General features: G+C 65.2%; 22 protein-coding genes and 1 tRNA gene. 7 read left to right on the top strand and 16 right to left on the bottom strand.

Annotated features, from left to right (window positions below):
• The first annotated feature begins 68 nt into the window (after nt 1-68).
• A complete protein-coding gene (locus tag NDN16_RS15520; RefSeq protein ID WP_251114377.1) occupies nt 69-494 on the top strand; it encodes a SufE family protein in 426 nt (141 codons plus the stop codon).
• Here the strand turns inward: NDN16_RS15520 and NDN16_RS15515 are convergent.
• From NDN16_RS15515 to NDN16_RS15505, 3 genes are all read right to left on the bottom strand, one after another.
• On the bottom strand, nt 454-966 hold the full coding sequence (locus NDN16_RS15515) for a DUF6456 domain-containing protein (RefSeq protein ID WP_251114376.1): 513 nt from the start codon (nt 964-966) through the stop codon (nt 454-456). The genes NDN16_RS15520 and NDN16_RS15515 overlap by 41 nt on opposite strands.
• Nucleotides 966-1358: a helix-turn-helix domain-containing protein gene (locus NDN16_RS15510; RefSeq protein ID WP_285292748.1), complete on the bottom strand. Its 393-nt coding sequence runs from the start codon at nt 1356-1358 to the stop codon at nt 966-968. The genes NDN16_RS15515 and NDN16_RS15510 overlap by 1 nt, the downstream gene beginning before the upstream one ends.
• 552 nt (nt 1359-1910) lie before the next feature.
• Nucleotides 1911-2543: a TetR family transcriptional regulator gene (locus NDN16_RS15505; protein WP_251114374.1), complete on the bottom strand. Its 633-nt coding sequence runs from the start codon at nt 2541-2543 to the stop codon at nt 1911-1913.
• Between the two features lie 168 nt (nt 2544-2711).
• Here NDN16_RS15505 and NDN16_RS15500 point away from each other — a divergent pair, with 168 nt between their 5' ends.
• Both NDN16_RS15500 and NDN16_RS15495 read left to right on the top strand, forming a co-directional pair.
• Nucleotides 2712-2849 (top strand): DUF3563 family protein, encoded by a 138-nt coding sequence (locus NDN16_RS15500; RefSeq protein ID WP_251114373.1) that lies wholly within the window; start codon nt 2712-2714, stop codon nt 2847-2849.
• 158 nt (nt 2850-3007) lie between these two features.
• Nucleotides 3008-3736 carry a PfkB family carbohydrate kinase gene (locus tag NDN16_RS15495; protein ID WP_251114372.1) on the top strand — a complete coding sequence of 243 codons (729 nt, stop codon included), beginning with the start codon at nt 3008-3010 and terminating at the stop codon, nt 3734-3736.
• Here the strand turns inward: NDN16_RS15495 and NDN16_RS15490 are convergent.
• From NDN16_RS15490 to NDN16_RS15475, 4 genes are all read right to left on the bottom strand, one after another.
• Nucleotides 3731-5968 (bottom strand): xanthine dehydrogenase family protein molybdopterin-binding subunit, encoded by a 2238-nt coding sequence (locus NDN16_RS15490; RefSeq protein ID WP_435301110.1) that lies wholly within the window; start codon nt 5966-5968, stop codon nt 3731-3733. The two genes, NDN16_RS15495 and NDN16_RS15490, sit on opposite strands and share 6 nt — an antisense overlap.
• Nucleotides 5965-6954: an FAD binding domain-containing protein gene (locus tag NDN16_RS15485; RefSeq protein WP_251114371.1), complete on the bottom strand. Its 990-nt coding sequence runs from the start codon at nt 6952-6954 to the stop codon at nt 5965-5967. The genes NDN16_RS15490 and NDN16_RS15485 overlap by 4 nt, the downstream gene beginning before the upstream one ends.
• Nucleotides 6951-7454, bottom strand: coding sequence for a 2Fe-2S iron-sulfur cluster-binding protein (locus NDN16_RS15480; RefSeq protein ID WP_251114370.1), 504 nt, complete (start codon nt 7452-7454; stop codon nt 6951-6953). The genes NDN16_RS15485 and NDN16_RS15480 overlap by 4 nt, the downstream gene beginning before the upstream one ends.
• Nucleotides 7455-7539: 85 nt before the next feature.
• Nucleotides 7540-8658 (bottom strand): anhydro-N-acetylmuramic acid kinase, encoded by a 1119-nt coding sequence (locus tag NDN16_RS15475; protein ID WP_251114369.1) that lies wholly within the window; start codon nt 8656-8658, stop codon nt 7540-7542.
• Between the two features lie 119 nt (nt 8659-8777).
• On the opposite strand from NDN16_RS15475, the gene NDN16_RS15470 reads away from it, so the two are divergent.
• Nucleotides 8778-10175, top strand: coding sequence for an MATE family efflux transporter (locus tag NDN16_RS15470; protein WP_251114368.1), 1398 nt, complete (start codon nt 8778-8780; stop codon nt 10173-10175).
• Here the strand turns inward: NDN16_RS15470 and NDN16_RS15465 are convergent, their stop codons facing one another.
• Both NDN16_RS15465 and NDN16_RS15460 read right to left on the bottom strand, forming a co-directional pair.
• Nucleotides 10176-11645: a mannitol dehydrogenase family protein gene (locus NDN16_RS15465; RefSeq protein WP_251114367.1), complete on the bottom strand. Its 1470-nt coding sequence runs from the start codon at nt 11643-11645 to the stop codon at nt 10176-10178.
• Between the two features lie 32 nt (nt 11646-11677).
• Complete coding sequence (locus NDN16_RS15460) at nt 11678-12718, bottom strand: L-idonate 5-dehydrogenase (protein WP_251114366.1); 1041 nt, start codon at nt 12716-12718, stop codon at nt 11678-11680.
• 184 nt (nt 12719-12902) lie between these two features.
• On the opposite strand from NDN16_RS15460, the gene NDN16_RS15455 reads away from it, so the two are divergent.
• Nucleotides 12903-13139: a DUF3297 family protein gene (locus NDN16_RS15455; RefSeq protein WP_251114365.1), complete on the top strand. Its 237-nt coding sequence runs from the start codon at nt 12903-12905 to the stop codon at nt 13137-13139.
• A 103-nt stretch (nt 13140-13242) separates the two neighbouring features.
• Nucleotides 13243-13319, top strand: a tRNA-Met gene (locus NDN16_RS15450).
• A gap of 121 nt (nt 13320-13440) precedes the next feature.
• Here the strand turns inward: NDN16_RS15450 and NDN16_RS15445 are convergent.
• The 3 genes from NDN16_RS15445 to NDN16_RS15435 all read right to left on the bottom strand — a co-directional run bounded on the left by NDN16_RS15445 (nt 13441) and on the right by NDN16_RS15435 (nt 14977).
• Nucleotides 13441-13737 (bottom strand): hypothetical protein, encoded by a 297-nt coding sequence (locus tag NDN16_RS15445; protein ID WP_251114364.1) that lies wholly within the window; start codon nt 13735-13737, stop codon nt 13441-13443.
• 302 nt (nt 13738-14039) lie between these two features.
• The gene (locus NDN16_RS15440; RefSeq protein WP_251114363.1) at nt 14040-14315 is read right to left on the bottom strand and encodes a hypothetical protein; all 276 of its coding nucleotides are present in this window, start codon (nt 14313-14315) and stop codon (nt 14040-14042) included.
• A gap of 257 nt (nt 14316-14572) precedes the next feature.
• Nucleotides 14573-14977 (bottom strand): host attachment family protein, encoded by a 405-nt coding sequence (locus tag NDN16_RS15435; RefSeq protein ID WP_251114362.1) that lies wholly within the window; start codon nt 14975-14977, stop codon nt 14573-14575.
• A gap of 132 nt (nt 14978-15109) precedes the next feature.
• Between NDN16_RS15435 and NDN16_RS15430 the strand changes: the two genes are divergently transcribed.
• Nucleotides 15110-15451: a CsbD family protein gene (locus NDN16_RS15430; protein ID WP_251114361.1), complete on the top strand. Its 342-nt coding sequence runs from the start codon at nt 15110-15112 to the stop codon at nt 15449-15451.
• Between the two features lie 57 nt (nt 15452-15508).
• On the opposite strand, the gene hisD is transcribed toward NDN16_RS15430, so the two are convergent.
• The 4 genes from hisD to NDN16_RS15410 are packed head-to-tail and all read right to left on the bottom strand — an operon-like array spanning nt 15509 to nt 19694.
• The gene (hisD, locus tag NDN16_RS15425; protein ID WP_251114360.1) at nt 15509-16831 is read right to left on the bottom strand and encodes a histidinol dehydrogenase; all 1323 of its coding nucleotides are present in this window, start codon (nt 16829-16831) and stop codon (nt 15509-15511) included.
• A 15-nt stretch (nt 16832-16846) separates the two neighbouring features.
• Nucleotides 16847-17647 (bottom strand): ABC transporter permease, encoded by an 801-nt coding sequence (locus NDN16_RS15420; protein ID WP_251114359.1) that lies wholly within the window; start codon nt 17645-17647, stop codon nt 16847-16849.
• Nucleotides 17644-18582 (bottom strand): ABC transporter permease, encoded by a 939-nt coding sequence (locus NDN16_RS15415; protein WP_251114358.1) that lies wholly within the window; start codon nt 18580-18582, stop codon nt 17644-17646. Before NDN16_RS15415 ends, NDN16_RS15420 begins: the two co-directional genes overlap by 4 nt.
• Nucleotides 18582-19694, bottom strand: coding sequence for an ABC transporter substrate-binding protein (locus tag NDN16_RS15410; protein ID WP_251114357.1), 1113 nt, complete (start codon nt 19692-19694; stop codon nt 18582-18584). The genes NDN16_RS15415 and NDN16_RS15410 overlap by 1 nt, the downstream gene beginning before the upstream one ends.
• Nucleotide 19695 lies beyond the last annotated feature (1 nt).

The raw sequence follows: 19695 nt of genomic DNA, 5'->3' as shown, positions 1-19695 counted from the left end.
TCCCCCCTCGCATGCCCTATATCGTGCGCACACGCTTGCATCCGCGCGGCCCAACGAAACGAGACACCATGCGCAAGATCGAGGATATCCTCTCCGACTTCGAGTTTCTGGACGATTGGGAAGACAAGTACCGCTACGTCATCGAGCTCGGGCGGGAATTGCCGCCCATGGCGCCGGAAGACATGAACGAGGCCACCAAGGTGCGCGGCTGCGTCAGTCAGGTCTGGTTGAAACAGACGCTGGAGGAAGGTGCGACGCCGCGCCTTCACTATGCGGGCGAATCCGACGCGCATATCGTACGTGGCCTCGTCGCCATCACCCTGGCCCTGTATTCCGGCCGCACCGCGCCGGAGATCCTGGAGACCGATGCCGAAACGATGTTCGCGCGGCTCGGCCTGCAGGAGCACCTGACGCCCCAACGCTCTAATGGACTTCGTTCCATGGTGGCCCGCATCAAGGACGATGCGCGGCGGGTGGTTCAGCCGGCCGCATAGACGGCCGCGCCCCGGCGCCCATCCAGCCGCGCAACCGCGTGCCTTCCCGTGCCGGGCCGACAGCTTCGTCGCTGTAGCCGTAGTGGCGCGCAAGCGATCCCAACGCCAGCTTCAACACCAGCTTGCCGGAACGCACCGGCCAGCCGCGCTGCCGCTCCACCTCCTCGAGGCCGAGTTGCAGGCCGCATATATCCATCACGATGCCCGAAAGCTCCGGCCCGATCGCCGCAAGAGCCTTCCCCACCCGCGTTCGCGCGTCGATCGCGGCGTCGGCGCCCCTGTCGTCCGGGCCGCCGCGCTGCCCTTTCGGCGTGGGTTCGTAGCTCTGGCTCGTCGAAGGCTGGAGGCCCGCAAACTCGAAATCGCGCGAGAACCGCTCACCCGCCTCCCGTTCGGCGTTGCTCAGAAACGCCTTGCCGCCGCGCTCCGCCCTGCCGAGACGCAGGAGCACATCGTCCGTCCGCGTACGCATTATCGGCCAGCCTCCCACGGCGATGCCATCATATCCCGGCAACTTTCGGCGAAGCGCTCCATACGCGCCAGGAACGCATCGAAGGTCGGATCGTCGCGGCGATCCTCTACGCGGCGCAGGGCATGCCCGATACTTGTCCGGTCGCGCCGGAAGGCGTCCGCAATCTGGCGGGCCGGGCACTGGAAAACGACATGGGCCAGATACATGGCGATATGGCGGGCGTCGCATACGGACGCGGAAGAGCGTGTCGGCGCGGCGATCTCGCTTTCCTGATGGTTGCAGAAGGCGGCGGCGATGGCGATCGCCATGCCGCATGGGCCGGATACGCGTCCGGCGGCCCGCGTGGCCTGCGCCCGCTGGTACGCCGACGGCATGGTATGCATAGTCATCATCGCTCTACCCCGGAAACTCCTTGACGCGCCGATTGAACGACATCGGCGGAGCATGTGAATAAATTCACACACAATCGGATTTCCGGGGGCAACCAAAGTCCCTGATGGCAGCGTTTTCCACTGCAATTCACGATATTAGTCTAGAGTATTTATCCCCACCCTAAGGCGTAGCCTCACCCTTCCCGTTCCGATATCGCGGAAGGAGAGCGACATGGATGGGGAAACGGAGATGGAGAAGGCGCTGGCGCGCGCGGCCCGCGCCTTCGTGGCGCAGGCCGCCGAAGCCAGGACGAAGGTGCAGGCCAATCTGGAACTGATGGGGGTTCTGCTTCATCTCGGCTACCCCCGATGCTCGGTGCAGGTATTGGAAGCGCCTGACGGGCGGCTGCCGCGCAAGCTTGCGGCTGCGGCGTCGCAGCTGCTGCAGGACCGTATCGAACACCTGTCCCGGCAGGCGCGCAGCGGTCGGCCGGGCTATGATGTGTCGCGCCATATCCTGTTTCATCGGGCGCGGAAGCGGCTGCAGGCGATGGAGCGCCTTCCGGCGGGCTCTCAGTCGGAGGCGGCGGACGGGCATGCCGCCATGCTGCCGAAGAGGCTGTCCATGGTCAGGCGGCCAACGCGGCCCAGGTCGAACTCGCAGCTATCCTTGAGCCATTCTCCGAACAGCCCTACGAGGATGCAGATATAGGCGTTCGTGGCCGCCTCGGCCGTCCAGCCCGGACCAAGCTGGCCGGCGGTCGCAGCCCTGTCGAAGATCGCCGAGACATTGGCGCGCATGACCTCCCGGTCCTGCCTGTGGGCGCACAGCGCCTCTTCCATCTCGCCGACATACTCGCATCGCAGGAGGATGATGGTGAAGACCCGTTTGGCGCGCTCGTCGTTCTGGAAGCGCTCGAACGTCTCCACGGTGAAATCCCGAAGGTGTCTCAGCGGCGATGGAGCCTCCAGCAAGGCCTGCGCCCGGAAGAACTCCTCCTGCGGCAGGTGGGCACGGTCGCACATGGCGCGGAACAGGTCGGACTTGTTGGAGAAGTGCCAGTAGATCGCGCCGCGCGTGACGCCGGCTGCGGCAGCGATCTGGTTGAGGCTCGTCTGGCTGACGCCCCTCTCGAAGAACACGGATTCCGCAGCGTCGAGGATCGCCTCCCGGGTTTCCGCCGCTTCCTGTTTCGTACGTCTCATCGAGGCTCCAATAATTACATTCATATATGAATGTAACGATGGTGCATTGCAAGAGATTTCGTGCTCCGACGGGCTGCTGCGAGGCAGCATGCCAGCCATGCGTCATGTTGCATTGCAGCAAATCCAGGCGGCACATACTCTAGGGACAGCGCCGAAAGGAGAGAACCCATGAATTTGCGCCATCACCTGCGCCGCCTGGTCGTCCGCACAAGCGATGTCGAGGAAAGCTACCTGAACGAAGCCACGTCCCTGGCCGATCTGGAGATTCGCCAGCGGGAGATCGATCGCGGTCGCTTCCGTCGCTGATCCAGCTATCGATAGTTTCTTTGCGACATAAAGATCGCAACGTGAAATTATTGTAACCGAAGTCGCCTCCCAGCGTTCTCCGAACTTGACGGATCACGGTTAACAGCAATGCTCATCCAAAAGGGCTGCTGTTCAATCGGCCTTTCGAGTGAGGGAACATGCTGATCTTTTTCGGAACTGCGGGCGACGTCGTGGCCCTGGGCGCCGGCATGTCGGGAAGCGCGGTCAGCGAGCAGATCAAGGCCGCGGCCGAGGGGGGCAACCGTATCAGGCTGGTCGTCCTGGACGAAGCGCGCGCCATGCCCGCCGTGGACGGCCTTCCCGGGTCGCTCGAGCTGTTTTCCGCCAATCCGGCCGAAGACGGCGACCTCGGGCTCGAATGCGACGCCCTTGCGGTCCTGAACGTCGAAATTCCCTTCGCACATCTCATGAAGGTCGCGCGGGCGGCGCGCAGCGCGGGTGCGCGTGTCGTCTTCAACCTGTCCTGCATGCCCGCCATCTTCGCCATGCCGGAGTTGCATGCCGTATTGGGCAGAACCGATATCCTGATCCTTCGCCAGGGCGAATTGCAGAAAGCGGTGGGGCTTCTGGGGCAGGACATGCTGGGCGACTGCCAGACGACGACCGAGATGGTCGGCGCGCTTGCCTACTGGGCCTCCTTCGCCGTGGTAACGACGGACGGGCATGAGGGCGCGGTCTACGCGGAGGGCGACGCGCCCGCACAGCGCTTTCTTTCGCCGCACGGCCAGGACATGAACGTGCGTGCCGTCAGCAACAGTTTCGTCGGCGCCCTGACGGCGGCCCTGTCCCGCAAGAAACCGATGCCCGAGGCGATCGAGGCGGCTCTGGCGGAAGCCGCCTCGCCTCGGGCCGAAGCCCGGCTATGAGGCAAGGGCCGGCAGCCCCTTCAGCACCTTGTCCAGTGTCATCGGATAGTCGCGGACGCGTACGCCGCAGGCATTGTAGATGGCGTTCGTCACCGCCGCGCCGACGCCGCTGATCGCCAGTTCGCCGATGCCCTTGGACGCGAGCGGGCTGGCGTAGCGATCGAGCTCCGGCAGCAAAACCACCTCCAATTGCGGCACGTCGGCATTCACCGGGACATGATATTCGGCCAGATCGTGATTCACCATCAGCCCGCTGCGCGGATCGATGACGAGCTCTTCCGTCAACGCCGTGCCTATCCCGAAGATCTGTCCCCCGAAACACTGCGACCGCGCAGTCTTTTCGTTCAGGATCCGGCCGGCAGCCCCGACGGTCAGCAGCCGCCGGATACGCGTTTCACCCGTCACTGCATTAACCGCGACCTCGCAGAAATGCGCGCCATAGCTGGCCTGGTGCGTGGACTTGAAGGCCTTGCCCGGCTTGAAGGTAGCATCCACGACGAGGTCTTCGGTACCGAGCAGCGCGGTCAACTTAACCTGCCTGTTGTCTGCGATTGCATTGCCATCGGCCAGCGTCATATCCGCCGGTGCAACCTCCATGCGCTCCGCGAGCGCCGCGATGGCGGCCTCGCAGGCCGTATAGACGGCGGAACCGGATGAACTGGCCCCCCAGGAGCCGCCGGACCCCGGCCCTTGCGGCAGGCTGGAATCGCCCAGAAGGACGGTCACGTCCTGCAGGTCGACCCCCAGGATGTCGGCGGCGATCTGCGACAGGATCGTATAGGTGCCCGTGCCGATATCGGTCATGTCGGTTTCGATACGCACCTTCCCGTCGGTCGACAGCGTCAGGCGTACGCTTGCCGGCATCACGAGGTTCTTGCGCGAGGCTGCGGCCATGCCGTAACCGATGAGCCAGTCGCCCTCGCGTCGGCTGCCGGGCCTCTCCGGGCGTGCGTCCCAGCCGAACAGCCGTGCGCCCTCGTCCATGCAGTCCACCAGGCGCCGCGACGAAAAGGGCAGCCCATCCTGCGGGTCCATCTCCGGCTCGTTGCGTTTGCGGAAATCGATGGGGTCGAGGCCGAGCTTCTCGGCCATCTCGTCCATGGCGTTCTCGAGCGCCAGCATACCGACGGCTTCACCCGGCGCACGCATGGAGGAAGCCAGCAGGACGTTCACATCGACCTTGCGATGCGTGATGCGGCGGTTGTCGCCGGAATACAGGAACACCGTCGATATGCCGGCCGGCTCGAAGAAGGAATCCCCCTCGGTGTTGCCCGAGACAGTGTCGTGCGCGATCGCCGTTATGCGACCGTCCCGCGTCGCGCCGATGCGCATGCGCTGGACCGTATCGGTGCGTCGGCTCGTCGTCTGGAAAACCTGCTGCCGTGTGAGTGCGATCTTCACCGGGCGCCCGACCTCTTTGGCGGCAAGCGCCGCAAAGACGGCTTCCGGCCCGATACCGAGCTTCCCGCCGAAGCCGCCGCCGATATAGGGCGCGATCAGGCGCACCTTGTCCTTGCCGATCCCGAGCGCCGCGGCCAACTGGCCGACATTGGTGGATACGAGCTGGTAGCAGCCATGAAGCGTCAGGCTGTCGCCGTCCCATTCGGCTATGGCCGCATGCGGCTCCATGGCCGCATGGCTCTGGCCGGGCGTGGTGTAGGTTTCATCCAGCGTCACCTCCGCCTGTGCGAATGCGGCGTCGAAATCGCCCTTCAGCACCGTGGACGGCATTGCGCCGTCGCCGGGGTCGAACGCTTCCGACAACCCCTCCATCAGGTCGTAGCGACCGGGCATCGGCTCGTAGTCGATCCGCACCGATTTCGCCGCATCCCGCGCCGCTTCGTAGCTTTCTGCCACGACGAGGCATATGGGCTGCCCATAATAGGCGACCTTGCCGTCGATGAGCGCAGGCTTGTCGTCGCTCGGGTCGGCTGCGGCACGCACGCCCCGCGGGTCCGTCACGACATGCAGGACACCCGGAGCCGCCTTCGCCGCGTCGACATCGAGGCGCGCTATATTGCCCGCCCCGCGAGACGACAGCACGAGGAAGCCGTAGGCGCAGTCGGATGACCGGTCCTTCATCTGTTCATAGGCGTAAGGCGCCTGGCCGCTGACCTTGAGCTGCCCCTCGTACCGGTCGACCGGCTTGCCGATCACGGACAGGGCGCTTCTGTCGAGGCGCGTATCGTCCGCCGGTTCATCCATCCTGTAGCTTGTCTTGACGGCACTCATGCGCGCGAACCTCCCGTCGTCTCCTCAAGCACGGCAACCAGTGTGCGGCGCGCGAGGTCGATCTTGAAATCATTGTCGCCGTGGCCCACAGCGTCACGAAGCAGGATATCCGCGGCGTCCAGAAACAGGGCGCGCTCCGGACGCTCGCCGGCCAAGGTCTCCTCGACGGCGCGGGATCGCCATGGCACCGTGCCGATGCCGCCGAAAGCAAGGCGCGCGGACTGGATCCGGCCCTCCTCCACGGCGACGACGGCAGCCACGGACACCAGGGCGAAGGCATAGGAGGCGCGGTCGCGGACCTTGCGATACACATGATGACCGGCCGGCGGCGGCGGAAGCACCACGCCGGTGATCAGCTCGCCGGGCTCCAGCGTCGTCTCGATCTGCGGCGTATCGCCCGGCTCGCGGTGGAACGACTGTAGCGGTATGCGCCGTGTGCCGCCCTGCGCGCCGAGGGTCTCCACCTCGGCATCCAGGGCGCGCATCGCAACCGCCATGTCGGACGGGTGCGCGGCGATACACTGGTCCGAGGTGCCGAGGATGGCCAGCATGCGGTTGAATCCCTGCATGGCATCGCAGCCGCTACCTGGCTGACGCTTGTTGCAGGCGGCGCTCGTCTCGTAGAAATAGCCGCACCGAGTCCGCTGCAGCAGGTTGCCGCCGGTCGTCGCCTTGTTGCGAAGCTGCCCCGAAGCGCCGGCCAGCAGCGCCCGCGACAGCACGGGATAGTCCCGCCGGATGGTCGGGTCCGCAGCGAGATCGCTGTTGGTGACGAGAGCTCCGACACGCAGCCCGCCGTCCGCGTCCGGCTCGATGTCCTTCAACGGCAGGCGGGAAATGTCGACGAGCGTTTCAGGCGTTTCGACCTGAAGCTTCATCAGGTCCAGAAGGTTGGTTCCACCGGCGATGAAACGCGCGCCGTCCGCCGATGCCGCAAGGGCGGCTGCTGCCGGCTCGGTTTGCCGGACGTAGTCGAAATGCCTCATGAGTCCACCTTCGCGGCTGCATCGCGGATTGCGTCGACGATGTTGGGGTAGCAGGAGCAGCGGCAGATATTGCCGCTCATGCGCTCGGAAATTTCCGCGTCGGTCAGTTCCGCTCCGCCGTCCAGCAACTCGGTGGCATGGCTTGGCCAGCCATCCTTGACCTCGCCCAGCATGCCGACGGCAGAGGTGATCTGGCCGGGCGTGCAATAGCCGCACTGAAATCCGTCGTGCTTGAGAAAGCTTTCCTGCATCGGATGGAGGTTGCCGGGCATGCCCAGCCCCTCGATCGTGACGATCTCGTCACCCTCGTGCATGACGGCGAGCGTCAGGCAGGCATTGATCCTGCGACCGTTCACCAGCACCGTGCATGCGCCGCATTGTCCGTGGTCGCACCCTTTCTTGGTGCCTGTCAGCGCGAGATGCTCCCTCAGCGCGTCGAGAAGAGACGTCCTTATGTCGACGTCCAGCGTGTGATCGCTGCCATTGACCGTCAGTTTCATGGCCGATGCCGTCCTTCCCTGTAACCGTTCCAGACTTGAACGCGAAACGGGCCGGAAAGATGCCTCGGCGCTGGACGCTACGGTCTTACGGTCTGGACAGGACACCCCCCGTCATCGGACGCGGAACGCCGGTCGTGCCGGGGAAGCTCAACGGCAGGCCATGCAGGCTGCGCACGGCCAGCAACGCGAAGCACTCGGCTTCCACGGCGTCTCCGCGCAGGCCGACCGTGTCGGCATCGAGCGCCTTCACGCCGCATCGCGATGCGATTTCGCGCATGATGACGGGGTTCTTGCGGCCGCCGCCGGAAACGATGATCCGGTCCACACGTCCGGGCAGGAGCTTCAATCCCGCGGCAACGCACAGGGCGGGAAAGGCCGATAGCAGGGCGGCGCCATCCGGCAGCGAAAGCCCCTCGGCGAGCGCCGAGGTAAAGTCGTTCCGGTCGAGCGACTTGGGATAGGGCGCGGTCAGATAAGGGTGGCCGGCAAGCTGCGCCAGGCGCGCTTCGTCGACGATGCCGGACGACGCGATGGCCCCGTCCCTGTCCATCGCCCGGCCGGTATGGGCAGATATCCAGTCGTCCAGCGGCGCGTTGGCCGGGCCGGTGTCGAAGGCATGCAACATACCGTCCGGCGCGCACCAGGTGATGTTGCCGACGCCTCCGAGGTTGAGCAGCGCGCTGCCGGGGCCGGCTCCGATATGGCGCAACAGGGCACGGTGGTAGACCGGGGCCAATGGGGCGCCCTGCCCGCCGGCGGCGATGTCCGCTCCCCGAAAATCGCTGACGGTGGCGATACCCGTCAGCCGGGCCATCAGCATGCCGTCGCCCAGTTGCCGGCTCGCCCCCTTCCGGGCGGACGTCGCGGCGCGGTGCAGAACCGTCTGGCCATGAAAGCCGATCACCGAAACCTCGGCCGGCTCGATGTTCTCGCGCGCCAGAACCGCCATCACCGCGCCCGCCTGGGCGCGTGTCAGGGCTTCCTCAGCCTGGCGGAACAGGGCCGGCTCCGGCCCCGTGAAGTTCCACGTCGCGGCTTCCGCCATCGCCTGTCGCAGAAGGAGGGTCACCTCGGCGGGATAGGGCTCCAGCGCCTGCGGCCCGAGTTCCAGGATATCGGTTCCGTCGGTTTTCAGAAGGGCCACATCCACATTGCCGTCCAGCGCCGTACCCGTCATCAGGCCGACGGCCCATCCATCATCCATGGTCGTTCCCTTCGACGCCGGGGATCTTTCCGAAAAGCTTGCGCAAGCCGAATCCAATGCGCTAACCACCGGAGTAAACCGCCATAATGCGGTAAAGAAAATCTGAGGAAACGCCCATCATGTCCGCCGATGCCCCGGATGCGACCCGCACGAATGGCGGCTCGTGGGCTTTCCACCTCAAATCGACCCTCGCTCTCGGCCTGCCGCTGATCGGCGCGCAACTCGCACAAGTCGGCATGAACGTCACCAACACGGTGATGCTCGGCTGGCTCGGCCCATTGGAACTGGCTGCCGCCGTGCTGGGCTGGCAGATGTTTTTCGTGGTATGGATGTTCGGCTCCGGCCTCGCCTACGCGGTGATGCCGCTGGCCGCCAATGCGGCCGGTGCCGGCGACACGCGCGGCATTCGCCGGTCGGTCCGCATGGGGCTATGGGCCGTATTCGCATACTCCGCCGTGTTCATGGTCCCCCTGTGGTTCGCCGAGCCGGTTCTCGAGGCGCTTGGCCAGCAGCCCGATATCGCCGCCCTGGCCGGCCAGTACATGCGAGTGCTGCAGTGGTCGCTTGTCCTGCAACTGTTCGTCATGGTGCTGCGCTCGTTTCTCAGCGCGATAGAGCGCCCGCGCGTCGTGCTCCTTGCGCTCGTCATCGGCGTCGTGGTCAATGCGGCACTCAACTACGCGCTGATCTTCGGGCATTTCGGCCTGCCCGCAATGGGCATGGCGGGCTCCGGGCTCGCCACGCTGATAGCCGTGTCTGCCGTCGCGCTTTTCCTGTTCCTGTATTGCGCGCGTCACCCGCTGCTGCGCGGCTATGAGCTCTTCGTGCGCTTCCTGCGGCCCGACTGGCCGGCCTTCCGCGAGGTGCTCCGGCTCGGCTGGCCCATCGGGGCAACCATCGTGGCGGAAGTCGGCCTGTTCACCGCCACCTCGATCATGATGGGTTGGTTCGGCCCGTTGCAGCTTGCGGCGCACGGCATCGCACTGCAACTCGCCAGCATCGCCTTCATGGTGCCGCTGGGCCTTGCCGGGGCGGCGACGGTACGCGTCGGACGGGCCTATGGCCGGCGCGATCCTGCCGGGATCTCACGCGCGGCGCGTACCGCGGTCGGCGTCGGCGTGGCGGTGGCATCGCTTGCCGCCCTCATCTTCTGGACGCTGCCCTATGCGCTGATCGGGCTCTATCTCGACGAGGCGGATCCGCGCTCCGCGCAGGTTCTGGCCTATGCCGTGCCCTTCGTGGCCGTCGCAGCGGCGTTCCAGTTGGTCGATACGATTCAGGTCCTGTCCAGCGGCGCGTTGCGCGGCCTTCGCGATACAAGGGTGCCGATGCTGATCGCCATCCTCAGCTATTGGGGCATCGGCATGCCGACGGCCTATACGCTGGCCTTCGTCGCCGGCTGGGGCGGTATCGGCATCTGGTGGGGCCTTGCCATCGGTCTTGCCGCTTCCGCCGCCTTGATGACGGGACGCTTCCTGCGGCGAGAGCGCCGCGGCGCCCTGCTCTATGGGGCCTGATCAGTCGAAGCTTGCCGCCACCCTGGCCGCGCCCTCGCGCATCAGCCGGTCGAGTTGCGCCGTCAGGCTGTCCACGAAGCCTGTGTCTGCGGGCAGGTCGTCGCCGAAGACGCCAAGGCCGAACAGGGCTTCAGCCACGTCCCGCGCCGATGTCCTGCCGGCCAGCCCGGCCGTCATCCGGGCGGCCAGTGGATCGCGGACGTCGATGGGGCGGCCTTGCTCGTCTGTGCCCATCACATAGCGCATCCAGGCCGCCACGCCGAGCGACAGTCGCTCATGCTCGCGGCCTGCGGCGCGGCAGGCCCGGATCGTGTTCAGCAGCCGCTGCGGGATCTTCTGGGATCCGTCCATGGCGATCTGCCAGGTCCGGTGTTTCAGGGCTGGATTACGGAATCGCTCCCGCAACTCGCCGCCATAGGCGCGCATGTCGAACCCGGCGATCGGCGGAAGCGTGGGAATGGCCTCCTCCTCCATCAGCCCGCGCACCAGCGCCTCGAAACCGGGCGCCGTCATCGTGGCGTGCACGGTCTCGTGCCCGGCGAGGTATCCGAGATAGGCCAGCGTGGAGTGGCTGCCGTTCAGAAGCCGCAGCTTCATCAGTTCGAAGGGCTCTACATCGTCGACGAAGGTCACGCCCGCGTCTTCCCAGGCCGGCCGGCCGCTGGCGAAGCGGTCCTCCACGACCCATTGGCTGAAAGGCTCGGTCGCGATCGGCCAGGCGTCCACCAGTCCGAGCGCATCGGCTACGGTCTGGCGGTCGGCGTCGGTGGTCGCCGGAACGATCCTGTCCACCATGGTCGACGGAAATGTCACCGACCCGCCGATATAGGCGGCCAGTTCAGGATCGCGCAGCGCGGCGAAGCGCATGACGACACGGCGCACCGTCTCGCCATTTGACGGGAGATTGTCGCAGGACAGCACCGTGAAGGGCGCCAGCCCGGCCGCGCGCCGGCGTGCAATCGCCTCGACCAGATAGCCGATGGCGCTTTTCGGCGTCGCCGGAGCACCCAGATCGTGCACGATATCGGCATTGGCCTCGTCGAGCTCGCCGGTCGCCGGCTTGTGGCAGTATCCCTTTTCGGTCACCGTCAGGCTGACGATCCTCGTATCGGGGGCCGTCAGGGCGTCGAGCACGGCGGATGGCGATTCCGGAGCGACCAGAAGAGAAGAAATCGCCCCCACGACCTGCAGGCTCTCGCCCGTGGCATCGCGCACCGCCACGGCATAAAGGCCGTCCTGCGGCGCCAGCGCATCGCGTGTATCGGGAGAGCGCAAGGAGATGCCGAGGATGCCCCAGTCGGTATCGCCGCCGTTCAGGACCGCCTCGGTGTAGACGGCCTGGTGCGCCCGGTGGAACGCTCCGACACCGAGATGGACGATCCCATGCTTCAGCGAGCTGCGGTCGTAGGCAGGGCGCGCGATCCTCGGCTCGAGGGCGGCAAGGGTGGCGTCGGAGAGGCGTTCGGTCATGCGAGGTCCATCCTGTCTGGGCTGTGGCTGCGTCAGGCGGCGGTCAGCATCACCTTGACGCTCTGCGAGCGATCCAGCGCCAGGCGGAATGCCTCGACCACATCGGGCAAGGGACGTCGCGCCGTAATCAGCGCGGTCACGTCGATGGTTCCGGAGGCGATCAGCCCGACCGCTTCCTCGAACACGTTGCCGAAGCGGAAGGACCCGAGGAGGTCGATCTCCTTGGACATGACGGAATTGGCGAGCACGGGCAGTTCCCCGGCGGCGAGGTTGCCGATCTGCACGATGGTGCCGCCGCGTCGCACGGCCTTGATCGCCGCGTTCAGGCCGGCCGGCGAACCGGTCGCCTCGAAGACGACGTCCGGCGGCGTCCCGAGCCCCTCGGACAGATCCTGCTTCGATACGTCCACGACGGGGGAAAAGCCGAGCTTCTGTCCGAAAGCCAGCGGGCCCGCCGCGATATCGGCCATCGCCACCTGCGAAGCGCCCTTGTGTCGTGCCACCATGGCCGTCAGCAGCCCGATCGGGCCCGCGCCCATCACCAGGGCGCGCCGACCCGTCATGTCGCCGGCGCGCGATACGGCATGCAGGCAGACGGACAGCGGCTCGGCAAGCGCGGCCGCCTCCATGGGCAGGCCGTCCGGTATCTTGACGCATTGTGCCGGCACGGCGTCGAACTCGGTTGCGAAGCCGCCGGCCATATGCGGCGTCTTGGACGCCGAACCCATGAAATAGATATTCTCGCACAGGTTTTCACGACCTTCGAGACACGGCTTGCAGTGGCCGCACCAGCGCGACGGGTTCACCGCCACGCGGTCGCCGACGGCAAGGCCGGCGACGCCCTCGCCGAGTGCCGAGATAGTGCCCGCCACTTCGTGGCCCAGCGTCAGAGGAGAGGTGACCACGAAATCGCCCGTACGCGCATGGCGGAAATAGTGCATGTCGGAGCCGCATATGCCTCCCGCGCCGAAGGCGACGCGCACCATGCCGGGCGCAACGGGCTGCAGCGCCTCGTCCACGAAACGCAGGTCCTCCGGTGCGAAGATCTTGGCGGCGCGTGCGGTGGTGCTCATGCTTTCCATCCCATGGCGATGTCAGGCAATTGGCCTGACCAATAGCATTTCGGCTGTGTGCCGCACGAGGCGGGGCGAGTCAATGGCGCGCCGCTGTCCACAGGCTGCGATCCGGGCGGTTTCGCATGATCGCCAAATGGTCTATTGGCGCGCCATGCAATCGATGGAAACGAAGGATTTTTCAATGTCCGATTTGCCGGATCGCCTGTCCGTGGATCCCGACAGCCCCTATTACGACGAAGACCTGCTGCAGAAGGGCATCGGCATTCGCTTCAAGGGCGAAGAGAAGACCAATGTCGAGGAATATTGCGTCAGCGAGGGATGGGTGCGGGTCAGCCTGGGCAAGTCGGTAGACAGGCGCGGCAAGCCGCTGACGATGAAGTTGACCGGCCCGGTCGAGCCGTATCTTCGTTCCGAGTGATATTCGCGCCGCGAACCGCTTGACAGGATCGCGGCGCTTTTCCTATATCGCGCCACCGTCCACGCAGCGTCTGGCGGTTTGCTACGGGCCTACGGCCTTGCGTGGCGGAGTAGCTCAGTTGGTTAGAGCAGCGGAATCATAATCCGCGTGTCGGGGGTTCAAGTCCCTCCTCCGCTACCACTTTTAATGCCGGCATATCGGGAAGAAGACTGGCTAGGACTTCGGAGTTTTCCCAAAGCTCGTGTCCACGCAACCGGCAGCAGCTTAGAGGCCAAAAGCCTACCAAATGCCAGCGAAGCACCTATTCCCTGCCTTGGAACTCGGTGAATGCGCCGCGAATAGCATCGACCTTCGTGTCGTCCTGAAGATCGACCGATACCTCGATCAGCCCTTCCAATTTCGGGTCGGTCCGCGCTTCCGTGCTTGGTTCCCCGCTCCTGGCGTCGCTTCCGCCCGGTTCCTCGCCGGCAGAATTGTCTTCGCCGACCGGCGAGATAAGGATCGAGCCGCGCTCGACCTCATGTTCCTGCACCAGACGCTCGACCGCCATCTCCGCGTCGCGTCGCGTCTCGAACTGTGCTGTCAGCTTCTCGCCCATGGTAAGGTCTCCTGATGTTCGGCACCGCGCCCTCCAAGGCCCCGGTGACCGGCTCTTCCTGATGAAAGGCCAACACCGGGCCGTCCGAAGTCGTTCCTATGATTTCAGTGCGGCGTTTGCGCCCAACGAGGAACAAAGCCATGGAAAAATCGGATAGGATCCCCATATGAACCTCAGCAGCCACGGCTGCCTCCGGGTTTTCCGCGCAATCGCGTGACAAGATCACACGCCCGGTAAGAAAGTTTCCATGAAAAACCCATCCGATCAGCGCCTGCTCGCTGAAAAGCTCTTCATGCCGATCGTCAGCTCGGGCGGTGCGAGTTCCATAACCGCCTTGACAGCGATATCGACAACGAAGGCAAAAAGTGCGCGCTTGCGGGCACTGCGCCTGGCACGTGACGCGGAACAGCGGCTTCCCCTGGAGCACCCGTCTTGATCTCGGTCAGGAAGAAAGGCCGCGACTGGCAGCGCTCGTTCGCCTTGGTCGCCTTCATGATGATCTGCGCAGGCGCAACTTTTCTCTCTTTCGCATAATCATTCGCGTCGATCGCCGGCGCGGCGGTTGACTTCTCGCTCACGCAGGCCCATATTGACCTTGTGCAGCGCGTCCCCGAGAGGTTGATGCGCTCAAGATTTCGATGTTTCGTCCGACCACGGATGTACTGGCGAGTTGAGCCATCGGAATTGCATATCTCTGCAGAGAGCGCCGGAGCCGTTGGGTGAGATCCCCAGCGGCTTTTTCGTGTCCGCTTGCAGCGGTCGGCCCGCAGATCGTGTGACGGTGCAGAGCCGGCCGCCGATGACGCTCCAGACTAAAACGCGATCGCCGATCGCGTCAGCCTGCGGCGATCGCCTTGAGGATCTCGTCGCTCGACTGTCCGGTCAAATCCTTCGACAATTCCCCGATCAGGGCCTGGCTCAGCTTGGCGTGGTAATGCTTGCGCATTTCGCCCAAAGCGCGTGGAGCGGCGATGATGACGAGGCTCGTCACCTTGCCGGTTATGGCCTTCTCGTTCAGCGCGGCGACCACTCCGGTCACGAAACCGTCCTCGTCCTGCGTATTGTCGTCGGGGTTGGCGGAGCTGCTGGCATGGCCGATACCACCGCTTTTATTGGACGTATCGATGTCGCCCGCGTCAACCGGCTCCAGGCTGGGATTCTGCTCGTCGCCCGTATTTCGGAACAAGCTCAACTTCGCTCCGTCGACGACCGCGACCATCGTGCCTTTGGAAATTTGCATTCTCGTCTCCATTCTTGGACGAGACAGGAACGCATCGAGGCGCGGAACGCTCCCAAAATGAACCAATCGCCGTTTGGCAAGCTTATAGGGGCACATCGAAGCGTTCGATGCTTACGGCAGGAGAAATCAGTGATGGACAAGAACCGGTTCGAAGGCGCTGCGAAGGAATTCGGCGGCAAGGTTCAAGGCGCGTTCGGAGATGCGGTCGGATCGGACCGCCAGTCGGCCGAAGGTCGGATCCGCGAGACCGAAGGGACGGCACAGAACCTTTATGGGCAGGGCCGCGACGCCGTCCGCGAAGCGGCGGACGAAGCCTCGCGCTATGCGTCCGACATCTACGAGAACGCCGGCGCCTATGCCCATGAGGGCCAGAAGGTCGTGCGGCGCCAGGTTCAGGACCGTCCCCTTTCGTCCCTCCTGGTCGCCGGCCTGATCGGCTTTGCCATCGGCCTCACCTTCCGCGATCGCGACTGAACGAAATTGCCGCTCGCAGGGCCCGCCGCGATGTGCGTCGGGCCTTTCGCCTGCCTGCTATCGGATGAAGTCCTGCCGGAGGGGCGAGACGGCCAGTGCGTGGGAGGAAAACCCCTCGTAGAGCGCCAGCGTGTGCGCGTGTTCCGCCAGCAGCGGGAAACCGGCCGCCGTGACGTAGCCCACCGAACTGCGCTTGACGAAGTCCGTAACGGACAAGGGCCCGTAGGTCCGCGCCCAGCGGCTTGTGGGAAGCACGGCATTCGGCCCAAGCCCGAAATTGGCGATACTGCACGGCGTATGCTGACCGAGCAGGATCTCCGAAGCCTCGGTAATCCGCCCCAGATGGTCGTAGGGCTCCTTCGACAGGATCTCCAGATGCTCGGGAGCATAGGCGTTGACGAAATCGTAGCTCTCTTCCACCGATCCGGTCAGCACGATGCCCCCCGTACGACCCGTAAGCACCGCGCGTGAAAAGGCCACGCGCTGCTCGGTCATCCGCGCCCAGAGTTCCGGCAGGGCGGCAAGAGCCTCATCCGCGACGCGGCGGCTGTGGGTGACGAGATAGGCGGATGAATCCGGCCCGTGCTCGGCCTCGATCAGGAGGTCAAGCGCTGCCAGCCCGCCGTGAACGGTGTCGTCGGCGAAGATGATGGATTCCGATGGACCGGCGGGCAGCCCGGTGTCCAGCGTGCCGGCCAGAAGCCGCTTTGCCGCCACCACCCAAGGGCTTCCCGGCCCGACGATCTTCAGGGCGGGCCTTACCGTTTCGGTTCCGAAGGCAACGGCCGCCACCGCCTGCGCGCCGCCGACCTTGTAGACCGTCTCCACCCCGGCAAGCCGCGCGGCCACCAGCGTGGCCGCATCGACACCGCCGTCGGGGGCCGGCGGCGTGACGATGGCAAGATCCGGCACACCCGCAACGACGGCCGGCACCGCCGTCATCATCGTCACCGAGGGGAAGGACCCCTTGCCGCGCGGTACGTACAGCGCCACCGAGCGAATGGGGGTGAACCGGTCGCCGGCGAAGGCGCCGGGACGGATTTCCTTCATCCACATGGTTTCCGGCTTCTGCTCCTCGTGGAAGCTGCGGATATTGTCGATGCCGAAGCGGATGGCGTCCACGACGGCCTCGTCGACGGCCGCGAAGGCGGCGTCGAATTCTGCCTCGGATACTTTCAGCCCGCCCGCCGACAGCCCTTCGGCTCGGTCGAATTCACGCCCGAAGCGCAGGAGCGCCTCGTCGCCCTCGGTGCGCACCGCTTCGATGATGGGTCGCACCTTGTCGATGATCGCGGAAAGGTCGGCCTCGGAGCGCTTCATCAGCCGGGCGCGCGCGTCGGACGGAAGGGCGGCATAGTCATGAAACGAAACATCGGACATTGCGGGGCTATCCTGTCACTTGGACTTGAGGAAGATGTCGAGCCCGACCAGCCGGTCGAGCAGCGCGATCACCAGCGCGGCGCAAAGGATGAAGACGACGGAAACCGCCGCGAGGTCGGGCGTGATGATCGAGCGGATGGAATTGTAGATCTGCACCGGCAGCGTCACCGTGCGCGCATCCGTCAAGAGAAGGCTGACCAGGAACTCGTTGAGCGCGAGGATGAACATCAGGAGTGCGCCGCTGATGACGCCGGGCATCACCGCGGGAAGCGTGACATGCAGAAAGACGGCCAGCGGCCGTGCGCCGCAATTGGCCGCTGCCAGCTCCAGGTCCGGGTCCAGGCCGGAGGCGCTCGCGGTGACGGCCCATATCATGAAGGGCAGGTTGATGACGCAGCAGGCAAGGCCGATGGGCCAGATCTGCCCCAGCATGCCCCACTGCCCGAACAGCAGCATAAGGCCGATGCCCGAACCTATGAGCGGAATGGTGAACGGCAGCAGCAGATAGACCTGAAGCGTCTTTTCGAAGCGGATCGCATATTTGGCGAGCGCGATGCCGGCCAGTGTCCCCGCGGGGATCGCGATCAGCGTACAGATGGCCGCCACCTTCAGCGAGCGGACGAAGGCATTCTGCAGGTCGCTGGCCGCGGCGATCCGCCGGTACCATTGCAGCGAAAAGCCATCCGGCGGAAACGCGACGATATTGCCCGAGGTGAAGGATGCCCCGAGCACGACGATCGTCGGCGCGGAAAGAACGACGAGCACAAGCGCCACCATCGTCCAGATGACGACGCTCTTGGACAAAGGCTGCGTCATCGGCGCTCCCGCCCCATCGCCAGTGTCCCCGCACCGAACAGGGTGAACACCAGCCCTACCGCCAGCGAGCCGACGCCGACCAGGACAAGCGTCAGCGCCGCGCCCATGCCCTGGTCGGAGGTGCGGAAGAACTGGTCGTAGATGGCGTTCGCGATGAAGTCCTGTGAGCCTCCCCCCAATATGGCGGGCATGGCGAAATCGGTCAGCGTCAGCGTCATGACCACAAGGCCTGCGCCGATCAGGCCAGGCCGCGCCATCGGCAGCACGATATGGAACAGGGTGCGCCACCAGTTCGCGCCGAGCGAACTGGCCGCCGCCTCCACCTCTTCGGGAATGGCGGTCAGCGCCGGCGAGAGCATCAGCACCGCGAAGGGCAGCATGTATTGGACGAGACCGAAGATGACGGCCGGATAGTTGTAGAGCAGCCGCATCGGCGGCACGCCGACAAGCCCCATGACCTCGTTGACGATGCCCTGGTTGCCGAGAATGATGAGCCAGCCATAGGCGCGCACCACCTGCCCGATGAAGAACGGCAGGAACAGCGCGATCAGCAGGATCTTTCGCAAGGCGGGGGATGGCGTGCGCACCATCAGATAGGCATAGGGCAAGGCGAAGACGAGGCAGATGCCCGTTACGATGACCGACGCCAGAAGGCTGCGCCACAGCACCGTCCAGTAGAGGCCGGTGGTGAAGATGCGACCGTAGTTCTCCCACGTCAGCGCTTCGGACGGCAGGAAGGTAGCCCGGTCCAGCACCCGCAGGCTGGAATCGCCGATCTGCACCAGGCCCAAGGCCAGGAGCATGACGAGCAGGATTGCCGGCAGCAGCATCAGCCACGGCACGGCGCGGTCCAGCCCTCGCGGCCAGAGGGCCGCAAGGGTGGCTTCCAGCGCGTCCATGACGCGCCACCGGAGTGGATAGGCGACGTTTGCCATCAGCCCTGCATGATCGATTTGAACCGGGCGAACCAATCGCTCTCATGCGCAACCTGCACCGCCGTCGGAATGCGGATCAGATGCGCGAAATCCTCCGGCTTGGTCGGATAGGACGGATCTCCCGCCAGGCCCTCCGGCGGGGTCAGGCCGGGCACGACGCCAGGCAGGCCGAGACCGTCGAGCCAGACCTGCTGCGCATCCTTGGAAATCGCGAAATTGATATACTGCTTGGCCCAGTAGAGTTCGTTCTCGGGCAGCCCCTTGGGAATCCAGAGGCCATCCGTCTCGAACTTGGCGCCCTCCATCGGAACCACCCACGCGATATCGATGCCGTTCTTCTGGGCTTCGCGGGCGTTTGTGGAAATCGTCACCGCCAGGTCGATCTCGCCGTTCTGGAACCAGTTGGTGAAATCCGGATCCTCGCCTAGCAGGGGCTGCTGGTCCTTGACCTTGGTGATGAATTCCCAGGCGGCGTCCATGTTGTCGGGAATGTCCTCCAGCTTGCCGCCACCGGCCACCTGCGCCGGGAAGTGGAAGCCTATGCCGTCGTTATAGAGGGCTATGCGGCCCTTGAAGCGCGGCTCCAGCAGCACCTGAAGCGACGTCGGCGGCCCGTCCGGGAAAGCCTCCGGGCGATAGGCCAGCACATAGACGTAGCCGTAGGTATTGACGATCGGCACGCCCTCGAGGCCGACCGGCTTGGCCAGCTCGGTCGTCTCGGCAAGGTTGGGCAGGTCCGCAAGATCTTCGGTCACACCCCGCAGCGCCGACTTTGTGGCGTTGGTGGTGGTGTCCCAGTTGACGTGGATGGGCGGCACGCGGCCTTGCGCCACCGCCGCCCACACCTTGGGCTGGATCTCGTTGTCTTCCGTCAGGTCGTGGCGGACGGCGATACCGGTCATCTCGGTGAAGGGCTTGGACACGCCTGCATCCAGGCTCGCCACCCATGAACCGCCCCAGGCGCGCACGATGATCTCGGCGGGCTTTTCGGGCTCTGCCTGCGCCAGCGCGGCAAAGGGCGCGCCGACGGCCGCAAGGCCGCCAACCGCCGCCGTTCCGGCCAGGAAGCGGCGCCTCGACATCGCAAGGGGGGAAATCGTCTTCTGGCTCATG

It is taken from the genome of Aureimonas altamirensis (genome assembly GCF_023702225.1).
Lineage (GTDB): Bacteria > Pseudomonadota > Alphaproteobacteria > Rhizobiales > Rhizobiaceae > Aureimonas > Aureimonas altamirensis_B.
This window is presented reverse-complemented; position numbering and strand designations above follow the sequence as displayed.